Origin of the sequence: Persicobacter diffluens, assembly GCF_036244895.1 — a bacterium.
GTDB lineage: Bacteria > Bacteroidota > Bacteroidia > Cytophagales > Cyclobacteriaceae > Persicobacter > Persicobacter diffluens.
The window spans coordinates 1-8,373 of record NZ_BQKE01000016.1 but is presented as its reverse complement, the minus strand read 5'-3'; the positions used below and the strand labels follow the sequence as shown (position 1 = coordinate 8,373).

The window sequence follows — 8,373 nt, the reverse complement described above, 5'->3', positions numbered from 1 at the left end:
CCTATCAAAAAATCACCTAAAGATGGGTTTATAAATGAATATTTCTTTCGTTTTTACTATTCATAATTATTAATGAACTTATAAATCCATTGAGTAATATTTTAATAGAATTAATAAATTGATCGGAGGTGATAATTTGATTGTGTTCAGTTTTTTCGTAATTCAATCTATGCTCAAAGGCTTTATTAGGCACTTTTCAGAAACGCCTCTTTGAAAAGTGAAAAGGGTTAATAATAAACATCTGTCCAGATATGATATTTGATTATTGAAAGAGTGCCTCCAAATTTCTTTAGGATTATTAAGATTACTAAGAATATATTCTCTATATTGACTGGTTGAAAAACAATCAATTTTAGATTTATCAGTTATAAATTCAATAATTCGAGGTGTATAGTTTGTATGTTGTATTATTTTCCAGTAGAATCGTTTTTCAATGAGGTTATTAAAAAGCGTATGATTTACGTTATTAAAAAACAAATGATTATATAATATTAAAGCCTTCTCGTATTGAGTATAATCAGTTAGTTTAATTTCAAATTGCCTATTCCCTATTTTTGAATGACTGATCTTTTCATACTTTTCTATTGCATGATTTAAAATAACAGTACGAGTTGTAAGTATAAGATATTTGTTTGAGGTACTTTTTATTCGTTCAACAAAGGATGTTAGTTGTGTTTCTGTTTTTGGGCGCTGATGATTTCATAATAATTTGCACCTAGGAAATCATCAAAGTAGAAAAGTTGCTTATCTTCAGATTCAATGTTAATTACATCCTCAGCTTCTTTAATATTTTCCACTTTATAAATTTTAAACCCATTTTTCGCTCTATCAAATAATATCATGTCAGCTAGCGTCGTTTTACCAATACCTGGTTGACCTGTGATTAGTAGTAATTTTTGTTTACTTAATATCAGATTTGCCTCCTTGATTTGTTTGGTTGCAACATAAAATTTAATTTTTTTTTGAATTGATTCTAAATGATATTTTGTTCTTCCTTCAATAGCATTATTGAATATACTTTCTAAAATTGAAATGCTTGAAAACCATAACTTAAAATGGCTTTTTCAACTTCTGGAAATCTTCTGAGTAAGTCATTCAAATCATCTTTACCATAAATATCATTTGCTGTTTTTATGTATGGTTGAATCAATAACTTGATTTCATCTTTCTCCTGCGCTGATAAAGGTAAAGAAGTCACAACAATGTATCTTAAGGGCTGTAACTTCTTTACTTTTTCAAATTCTTTATTTTTTAAAGTGTGTTTTAGTTGAGCAAATGAGGAGCCCACATAATGTTTAGCTTGAACAATAATTTTATTATTATTTGTATTTGAAGAATAACGAAGATCTATTCCTTTGTCTTTCCCTTTCTTGAAACTTTGGAATGTTAAACCTAATTTTTTATTAAGTAAGTCAAGAGTGATTTTTTCAAACTCCTTATCATTAAGTGTGGAAAAGTCATATTCGTTCATGAAGTCATTCTAGTGAAGTCGGTTAAAAAATGAGGGCCTGGTGATAACAAGCAGAATTAGAATAGTCAGTACCCATGTTTATTACTTGTGCCATCATGGCATCATCTCTTCTATGCGAAGATAAAATATTATTCTAGGTCGCTCAAGCGCATAGTTTCTCGAAGTATTAGGGTTGTGGTTTACTTAAATATTTGTTCAAAAATTTGACTTAATTCACAAACTTCTTTGCCTTCAATTCTGGTCTTTGGAAGAAATGAACTCAAATCCTTTATTTCTTTAATTTTTTAATGGCATTTAATGCTTTGGAGGGCTTATCTTCTCCTGTCACTCTTTCTGGGTAATAGTCCTCGATCACTCCCTTACTAAGGATAAAAATGTTTATGTCTCTGAGGTCTTTCAACAACTCATGCTTAAGATCTAAATCCCTTCAGGATACCCAAGGATTTGTCTTCTCAAATTATTGGACTCCTCTGCAAACAAAAAGTCAATATCAGAAATATCATCGTCAGATATGGGACCTCCTTCCTTAACTAAAGTTGCTAGCTCTTTCAGACGTGAATACTTTTGCTTCCAATTATACCTTCTCGTTAATTCTTTAATTTTTGACTTTTTCAGATCAGAATCAAAATCACCAGATTCAGATATGTCATCTAATTTTTTGAGCAAATCTTCTCTTTTTGAAAGAATTTCTGCGCCGATCTCGTATTTATCGAATCCGTCAATTAACATATCTAAATCAACCAAGGAAAATACTTGGACTTCAAAATGTCGATAGAAATCCGCGTATTTTTTAATGTTTGATTTACCACTCATTCTAATAATTGGAATATTTTGGTTGTCAAAATCCCAATTAGGGTTCATGGTTTTGGATAACTCTTTGAGATAAATAAAATCAGAATCACCTTCAACCAGTAATACTTTATTTGCGAAAAATGCTGGAGTGCTATTTTCATAGCATAATATTTGGAAAGCATCTTTGTAAGATATATCACGTTCTAAATTCACCGCAATAAGTTTTCCAAATGGCTTTTCTTGATCAGGATCATACAGCTAGACATTTTTGCCTAAAAACGTAAAAAGCGAATCAACAATAGTAACTTTGGGTTCCAACGCCAACAAAGATCTATGTTCAATTCGCTTCACAGCAAACTTACGCAAGAATTTCCAAAATGGGGTAAAGCTTGCTGGAAAAATGTACTCGCCCTAAGTTTAGGCATCATCCGAAAAGGAACCGTTTGTCTTAATAAAGTGAAAGATTCCATCGGTAGCATTTTAGATAATCAGCGTACTTCCGCCTCTGGCCATTACAAACGCTTAACCGCATATTTACGGAATATTCTGACACCCATTTATGGAGTGATCTATTGCAATTATCCGCCATGCATATGCACAAAGGTGGGGATTTTTTGATGGTCGATGGCACCAGCTGGACGCAAGGGATCGTACTTTTCATTTCATGACCTTGGCCATTTTGTATAATGGAGTAGCGGTGCCGATCTATTTCATGAATCTGGAAAAGAAGGGCATCAGTAATCAGGAAGAAAGAATTCAGTTGCTTGAAGAGGCGTCAAAGTTATTCAATCTTGAAGGCAAAATTCTCTTGGCTGATCGTGAATACGCAGGACAGAAATTCATCAAATACCTTGAGGATAACGGCTTTAAATATGTGCTTCGGTAAAAGAATGCAACTTTAAGAATCAGTGGAATGAAAAATCTATGACGAAAGCGCAAATGATTTCAAAAGTCATAAATAGTAAGGTGAAGGGCAAAACGATGTCCGCTAAGATGAAGTTTGAAGCCGGAGACAATTGCCGGATGGTCATCAAGAAAAGTGAAGATGCGGAAAAGGAACCTGTGATTTTCCTTCTGACAAATCTATCTAAAAACGCATATAAAGTAGCTGAGGACTATCGGAAGCGATGGCAAATTGAGACATGTTTCAGACATTTGAAGACCAATGGTTTTGACCTTGAAAAAATGAATGTTCAGGGAGCAGATAGATGTCGGTTAATGATGGCTATTGTCGTTTTTGCATATTCGGTATCCATAGCTCATGGTTAAAAAAGTACAAAAATGTTCGTCTGAAAACTTATGCCAATGGTAAAAGGTACAGATCCATTTCCGTTTTTCGAAAAGGAGTCGAATGCATCGCAGAAGCTGATTACAGAATAGAAAATTGGGCGAGTATATCCTGATTCACTTCTTAAGCCATGATCGGAAAATTTGCCCCAAATCAATAAATGTCTAGCTGTATGATCAGCGGCATTATTTAAATCTTATCAGCTTTCCGGTAGTGATGATGAGAAGTTTACGGCACTTCAATCCGTAGCAGAAGCTGATTATCAGTCCGCAAAAAGAATAGATTTTGAGAAGGATACCTTTGCCAATATTGCGGAGGCAGAAAAACTTAACGGCATGATTCCTGATAATTTAATCAATTCTTATTTTTATCAGAATTTGGATCTGTTTTTAGAAAAAATGCAAAAGGAAGGAGAAAAATTCCCAAAGAACCGCTGTATATCTCCACCTTTCTGATGCAAAATGAAACTGGAGAAATGCGACCAATGACCTCGGAGGAGAACAAAGCCTGGGCGATTGCGGAGCAAAAAAGGCTAAAGGGTGAGCAATCTTAGAAGATATTAATATCCGCAGGATCTATTTTGAATTTTGGAGTTTGAATACACCGCCATCATACCACCTATGATGAATAAAAAAGGATTTAGCCTAAAGCTAAATCCTTTTTTATCATATTTCATTTATGTGTCGGGACCTCCAATGGAGGAAGAGAATCAAGTGAAATAACTGTTGGACTTCTTTTTTGAGGAACGAATAAAGGCGACTAAAAACATATACTATAAGCGCTTACAGTAGCCAAAATTTTTCTTGCTCCCTAAAAAGCGTCCACATCAAACTGATAGACTTTTTTGGCATAAGCCTTCAGGCCTTTTACCTGATAAAGCCTTTCCTGCGGCGTTCCAAAGTTCTTTATTAAATATCGGCCAAAAAAACGGATCGCTTCCTCAGAAGGCGTTTGCATCTCCCAGGAAGACAAACTTTTTCGCTCCAGTGCAGGAGCTTCATTCTGCAAATACTCCAGGTAATCATCCAAACAATCCTCTCCTAACTGATTATAATACTGAAAACACAAATCCTTCCAATATTGATTAAACTCCTCCGCAATTCTTTCCTTATGTACTTCCACTCCCGCTTTTCCAAATTAGGTTTAGGCGCCTCATAAACCGGCGCTTTTGTAGCTTTTGGTGCCACGGCGAATAATTCTGTCTGTGGTACGGATTCTGCGTAATTTTCCTTAATAGCAGTTCTTAAATAGCCTTGAGGATTTTAATCCTTTGTTGTTGGCATAATAAATAATCAATATTTTTCTCAATACGATCATTATCATATTCATTCTTTAACTGAAGCACTAATTGATGCCAATTGCTTCGGCCAATACGCTTAAAACGAGCCACCAGCGCACGCACCCACTTTTCTACCAACTGATCCGTTACTACCGAAAGCTCTCCGACTTCCGGATCCTTCATGGCGCTATCCGCCTTAAAATGCCTGCCCTGCTTATAGCGAACATGAAAAAAGACATCCTGCACCTTTCTACCGAGGCGTTTTTCTTCCAAACTGGTGACCTCCAAATCACAACGGTCGTTCGAATTAATATCGTTGATAGATTTGGCCAACACATTTCGCTTAAACTCGCTATAGATCAGATTACCATTTTTCTTATTTCTATAAGAGCCTCTGGCCAGCATTTCCCCAGCATTTCCACTGAAAACTTCACCTGCCCATGCTGCAAGCGATTTTTGGTTAAGTGCTGCAATAAAACCTCATACAATTTAAAAGCACTTCCAACCCTAAAATCACGCACCTTTTCATACAAGTATTGGGTGAAATTTCCTTTATCCCACTGCTTTATAAACATCTCCACAATTTCAGGAGATAAACTCACCTGCATTTCCTTACCCTCAACAGTCTTCTTGGTCTTTCGATCTCGGTATCCACGAACGGCAGAAGCTATTGGAATCCTACGCTCTTCTTCCATTTCCTCGGTTTGAATGCGAAGAAAGACACTGATACCTGTTAAATCGCCCAATTGTTCTTTAATCTGCTGCAACGCCCGACCGTTTACTTTTTCGCCACCAAAAAAATCTCTCGGAAAGAGTGGTACATATTGTCGGCCTCTTTCGTCTGTAGGTAAGTCTAGCTCTCCATTTTGCGCCATCACATACCTGTTCGCTGCAATCAAAAGAATTTTATTTTGAGTCGCCGTGAGCCCTCTTGCTTACTGTTGATAAGCTTATTACTTTTCTGAACGCGAAAGTTTAAAACCGAATTTTCTATATCCATAAAAATTATTGCAGGATTACGTTACAACTCTACAAATATAAAAGAAAGGAAGATTTTTCAAAACGTTATAACACTACAAAATGCGTTACTTTCCTACAAAATTACGTTATTTCACTACAATCCGGGCGTTATTTGTTTACATATTAAACGTTATTTTACTACCTAATTCGCGTTACAATACTACCTCTAATACGTTACTTCACTACCACAACATCAACTTAATATGCTGTAAAAGAATTACTTAATAGCGTACAACAAATAACTATATAAATAATAACTACTTGTTAAAAGGCTACAGGTTGTTGTAATTTTTTATTTTGATAGTTGTTGTGTAACGTAAATAGAGATTTTAATCAATATTTTATTTTTGCAGGATTCTATTTGAAAATTGGCCCATGATTGTAGTTAAGTAACGTAAAAACTAGGCTTTTTCGTCCAAAATAAAATTACTAAATGTAGTATTGTAACGTAATAATGGGCAGTTACTATGCATTCAAAGTTTATCCAACCTCCTAATATGGTGTTTTGTAACGTCAAAAGGACTAAAAATCGGGCATTTTTAGTAAATAAGCTACTTCCACTTTTATTGGTTGTAGAGAAGTAACGTAAAAAATGCCAGGAAACTATCCGCATAATGAATAAAATCTTTAAATTAATGTGTTTTATCGTTTTTGCCCCGTAGGATTGTAACGTATTAAGGCAAGTAAGCAGTGATAGAATGCATGTTTACGTTATTTTGCTACTGTTTCGAAATATGCTGTCAATTGTTTGACTAGCGGGAGGTGAGGAGTTTTAGGATATTGAAGAGTGCCATTATCTTGATAAATATTCGGTAAACATAACTGTTTTCTAATTTCGATTTTCCTCTTAGGAATTATTTCGGCTTAATTAAGCCGAATAAGCTCACGGCAAAGTTTATAATTACGATAAGGAGCTATATTTCAGTTCGTTGGTATTGATTTCACTGTTTTACTAATGGCCCAAATTTGGTTACGTTTGCTTCCCCCTACTCCTTCTGCTCTGGAATAACCTTATTACAGCAAAGGATTCCCTCCTTTTTCCACTATGCAGCTAAAAGAAAGTTTAAGCATGAATAATCTGGCAAGAAACCATTTACGCTTTTGAGCGTGATGAAAAGTCTAATTTCGCAGCGAAAATTTGATTATTCAGAAGCGATATCCGATTGTTTTGCGAGAATAGCAGCGCGATTTTGGAAATTATCCAAATCGCTTCCAATAATTTGAATTTGCAGCCGGATGGTGTGCTTTTCAACACGCCCTTTGGTGGTTATAATTATTTCGGACTTTCAAAACGTTCAAAAGGATGTTTTGTAGTAGTATTACAACGTAATAAAAGTCTTAAATAGTTTCTTATGCTTTTGACTTGTTAATTTTTATCGAATTAGGCCCTTACCTGATAAATTGATCTTACTAAACTGCTTTATTTCAGGTTTATTTTGATTCAATAGGTCAGCTTTGTGTAAGCTGGCATTCTCCTTATTCATCTGCTTATTTGGAAAAATTTTGGAAGAGCGCATTATTCCTTTTTTTCCATTTGTGCTAGGCGGGCATTAATAGCGGTTTGATTTAATGCGTTACTTTGCTACTGCTTTGAAAAATATGGTGCTTGTAGTAAAGTAACGTAATAAAATACTTTGAGTGAGTACGTGTTTAAAGCCAAAATTCACAGCTAAAACTAAAATTTGATTATTTCAGAAGCGATAGCCGGTTATTTGAGGGAATAGCATCGCTATTGTTGAGAAATTACCTAAAATCGTTTCCAATAATTTGAAATTGCAGCCGGATACTTGTAAACATGCTCAATAACTTATAGTTGAGTTTTTGGAACGATAGTTCGTTTTCGGAATTATTATGGGCACATGCGATGTCTCAGGGATTTTATAAGCTATTTCCGTTACCTAAAAAATTGTTGGTCTTGTAGAAAAGTAACGTTGAAAAAGCTGTTCAAGTCCGGCTCTTATTTGCAAATCCTGTCAATATACTGGTCGATGCAGTTATTTTGGTGCTTGATAGAACTAATGTTATCATTGAACTAAAGATACGTTCAGCTTTTTGGGGCATCAATAAATAGTGTTTTTGTAGGGAAGTAACGTAAAAAGGTGTTTTAGGGCATTTGTCCTCCTGAAAATTTAATTACTATAATCGGCTAACCGGAATACCTGTGTGCCTGGCATTGCTATTGTTTTTAATTCTATCCAAAGTCACTTATTATTTATGAAGTGCTTAATCAGATAATGGAAGTTGAGGGGGCACCGAGGGTTTATGCTGGTTTTTTAAAAGGGCCTGGTAAAAGCAATAATATTTTAAATTTTACAATAAATTTTATTATCTTATTGAGATATAGTGACCGCCTTTCCCCTATTTCACTGAATTCTATCATTATTTTTGGTTATAGTTACTAAATTGTAACGCAACTTTGTTATTCTCATTTTTATCATGTTACTTTGTTACAGTTAAGTAACATCATGTGTAAAATTTACACATCACTATTAATCTTCAACCTCATGGAAAAATTATCCAATG

9 protein-coding genes and 1 pseudogene are annotated in these 8,373 nt (G+C 34.7%); 3 read left to right on the top strand and 7 right to left on the bottom strand.

The features are described from left to right. Positions 1-162: 162 nt before the first annotated feature. The 4 genes from AAA970_RS27930 to AAA970_RS27775 all read right to left on the bottom strand — a co-directional run bounded on the left by AAA970_RS27930 (position 163) and on the right by AAA970_RS27775 (position 2,476). Positions 163-648 (bottom strand): nSTAND3 domain-containing NTPase, encoded by a 486-nt coding sequence (locus tag AAA970_RS27930; RefSeq protein ID WP_420916764.1) that lies wholly within the window; start codon positions 646-648, stop codon positions 163-165. A gap of 17 nt (positions 649-665) precedes the next feature. Continuing rightward, complete coding sequence (locus AAA970_RS27785; protein ID WP_338240186.1) at positions 666-956, bottom strand: nSTAND3 domain-containing NTPase; 291 nt, start codon at positions 954-956, stop codon at positions 666-668. A 65-nt stretch (positions 957-1,021) separates the two neighbouring features. Further along, positions 1,022-1,471, bottom strand: a complete 450-nt coding sequence (locus tag AAA970_RS27780; protein ID WP_338240184.1) for a restriction endonuclease — start codon at positions 1,469-1,471, stop codon at positions 1,022-1,024. 417 nt (positions 1,472-1,888) lie between these two features. Next, entirely contained in the window at positions 1,889-2,476 is a 588-nt protein-coding gene (locus tag AAA970_RS27775; RefSeq protein ID WP_338240183.1) for a TOPRIM nucleotidyl transferase/hydrolase domain-containing protein, read from the bottom strand. Positions 2,477-2,596: 120 nt separating this feature from the next. Between AAA970_RS27775 and AAA970_RS27770 the strand changes: the two genes are divergently transcribed. The 3 genes from AAA970_RS27770 to AAA970_RS27760 are packed head-to-tail and all read left to right on the top strand — an operon-like array spanning position 2,597 to position 3,532. Then, positions 2,597-2,881, top strand: a complete 285-nt coding sequence (locus tag AAA970_RS27770) for a hypothetical protein (protein WP_338240182.1) — start codon at positions 2,597-2,599, stop codon at positions 2,879-2,881. Further along, positions 2,835-3,149, top strand: coding sequence for a transposase (locus AAA970_RS27765; RefSeq protein WP_338240185.1), 315 nt, complete (start codon positions 2,835-2,837; stop codon positions 3,147-3,149). The genes AAA970_RS27770 and AAA970_RS27765 overlap by 47 nt, the downstream gene beginning before the upstream one ends. A 38-nt stretch (positions 3,150-3,187) precedes the next feature. Continuing rightward, positions 3,188-3,532 carry a transposase gene (locus AAA970_RS27760; protein WP_338240181.1) on the top strand — a complete coding sequence of 115 codons (345 nt, stop codon included), beginning with the start codon at positions 3,188-3,190 and terminating at the stop codon, positions 3,530-3,532. Between the two features lie 829 nt (positions 3,533-4,361). On the opposite strand, the gene AAA970_RS27755 is transcribed toward AAA970_RS27760, so the two are convergent. The 3 genes and pseudogenes from AAA970_RS27755 to AAA970_RS27745 form a co-directional block, all read right to left on the bottom strand. Further along, positions 4,362-4,673: a hypothetical protein gene (locus tag AAA970_RS27755; RefSeq protein WP_338240180.1), complete on the bottom strand. Its 312-nt coding sequence runs from the start codon at positions 4,671-4,673 to the stop codon at positions 4,362-4,364. Positions 4,674-4,794: 121 nt separating this feature from the next. Next, positions 4,795-5,235, bottom strand: coding sequence for a hypothetical protein (locus tag AAA970_RS27750; RefSeq protein WP_338240179.1), 441 nt, complete (start codon positions 5,233-5,235; stop codon positions 4,795-4,797). Then, positions 5,190-5,744, bottom strand: a pseudogene (locus AAA970_RS27745) (RepB family plasmid replication initiator protein); the annotation flags it as partial. The pseudogene AAA970_RS27745 and the gene AAA970_RS27750, both read right to left, overlap by 46 nt. Positions 5,745-8,373: the final 2,629 nt, after the last annotated feature.